We start from the raw sequence: 1,086 nt of genomic DNA, 5'->3' as shown, positions 1-1,086 counted from the left end.
AACATCACTCCGCTTAAGAGCAAAACTGAAACCACTGCTATCCATAAAATTTCATTCGAACTCATCTTTATCTCCTTAATGCTGTAAAGTTTCTCCGGTGTGATCAACACCGCAGCTCTTGCAAATTTTCGACATTGGGGGGTGTTGCTCTTGATCGCATAAAGATTTTAAAAGATAAGCCACTGCTCCTCTTGAAGGAACACCATATTTTTCCCAACGCCATACCGTTGATTTGTTGACGCCTAATAACGCCGCCATTTCGTGCAGCGTAAGATTAAGGCGTTTTCTTAGTTCTTTTGCTTCTATCTTATTCATGAAGAAAATATGCATTACGAGTATTTTAATGTCAAGTCGAAATGCATACCAATTTTATGCAATATGAGTAATATAGGAGATAAACATGCTTGATAAAATAACAGAGCAATCCTCTAGATTGATGAAAGCGCGTCTGGTACGTGGTTTTAGAAGTGCTAAAGAAGCAGCTAGATATTTTGGATGGAACTATTCTAGCTATATACAACATGAACAAGGTCTTAGAGGAATATCACGCGCATCTAAAAAATACGCCAAAGCATTTAGAATTAGTGAGGGATGGTTATTAACTGGAGAAGGAGAAGGTCCCTCCTTTCCAATATCTACGGTAGAACAGCCTATTGAAGAACAAATCATTGATCTGCTAAAGAAAACAAGTCAGACAGATAAAGAAACAATTCTTCACCTTCTAAGCCGCTTGAATAATGAAGAAAAAAAATGAAAGCTTTTTGTCTTTCATAACTAAATGTAGAAATTAGTTGCATTATTTCATTATCTAATTCCGTATCACTTTTTGTTTTTTTCATAACTTATTCCTCTCTCCTTCAGAGAAATGTCAATTAATGAAAATCCCCTATAAAGGATTTTTATCTTGTTACATAAAAAATACACATAATGCATATTTTTTTGTTGACCAGTATGCATAATGCGTATATAAAGACACCATACCCCGAAAAAAAAAACCTATGTCAAGGCGTTTTTTTCAAAATGTATTTAAATATTTTGATATGGAGGCATTTGTGAATAAACCAGTGTTTATAAATTCTGATGAAA

Annotated in this window: 2 protein-coding genes; one reads left to right on the top strand and one right to left on the bottom strand. The window is 34.3% G+C overall.

What is annotated here, in order from left to right; genetic code table 11:
• Positions 1-75: 75 nt before the first annotated feature.
• The gene (locus tag ACFIL3_RS10415) at positions 76-315 is read right to left on the bottom strand and encodes a helix-turn-helix domain-containing protein (protein ID WP_375682245.1); all 240 of its coding nucleotides are present in this window, start codon (positions 313-315) and stop codon (positions 76-78) included.
• 85 nt (positions 316-400) lie between these two features.
• On the opposite strand from ACFIL3_RS10415, the gene ACFIL3_RS10410 reads away from it, so the two are divergent.
• Positions 401-754 carry an XRE family transcriptional regulator gene (locus ACFIL3_RS10410; RefSeq protein WP_375614261.1) on the top strand — a complete coding sequence of 118 codons (354 nt, stop codon included), beginning with the start codon at positions 401-403 and terminating at the stop codon, positions 752-754.
• Positions 755-1,086: the final 332 nt, after the last annotated feature.

It is taken from the genome of Bartonella sp. CE47NXGY (assembly GCF_042195415.1).
Classification (GTDB): Bacteria; Pseudomonadota; Alphaproteobacteria; order Rhizobiales; family Rhizobiaceae; genus Bartonella.
Note: the sequence above shows the minus strand (reverse complement) of the source record. Positions and strands in the feature narration are given on the sequence as shown.